General features: G+C 36.1%; 1 protein-coding gene. It reads right to left on the reverse strand.

Annotation, left to right across the window (positions count from 1 at the left end):
* Positions 1 to 504 precede the first annotated feature (504 nt).
* On the reverse strand, positions 505 to 701 hold a 197-nt coding region (locus tag KY055_02850), incomplete at its 5' end, for a hypothetical protein (GenBank protein MBZ1345538.1).

Genomic DNA, 701 nt, shown 5'->3' on the forward strand with positions numbered 1-701 from the left:
ACAACAATAGTATGAACGCCTGCTTCGGTTCCGGTTCCAGCGGGAACTCCGGTAATGCCAGTTATTCCGGCTCCGGAAGTAGTAAGAGCCGCTAATGGCATGCCGGCAAAAGCGGTTTGGACCAGAAACGCAGAACTAACAAAAAGACTTAAAGATATTACTAAAAATTTCTTTTTCATTGTTTATTTTTTTGCCCATCTTTTAGGTCTTATATATTATGTCTATATATTAAAAAACAAAAAAGATGAGGGTGAATTTTTAACTTATTCTATGTTTTTTTACTATGCGTCAATAAAAGAAGATTCGACCTTTATTAAAAGTTTATCATAATATAAAAAGCAAATATATAATAACACTTTTTTTAAAGAAAAGAAAATGTGGATAACTAAAATAATACAAAATTATATTTAAAAACACAAAACAAAAACCCCGACATAAAGTCGGGGTATTTTGTTTGTCCGATTTGAGCTATCGGAAAACTTCAATTCATTTCAATCTTTCCAATTAAAGCGATACGTGTACTGGAGCAGTTCTGAAGTCAGCTAAGCCCCAAGTCTGGATAACATGAGCAGGAGCAGTAGCATGGTCAGTATCAGTCCAAGTAACGTTAGCAATTCTCATACCAGTAAAGCCAGCGATTGTTGGCGTAATAGTATAAGCGCCTGCTGCTACCGCGCCACCTGTATAAGGAGTGCCGTCAA

The sequence above is a fragment of the Candidatus Nealsonbacteria bacterium genome, assembly GCA_019923625.1.
In the GTDB taxonomy this organism is placed as follows: Bacteria; Patescibacteriota; Minisyncoccia; order Minisyncoccales; family RBG-13-42-11; genus JAHXGN01.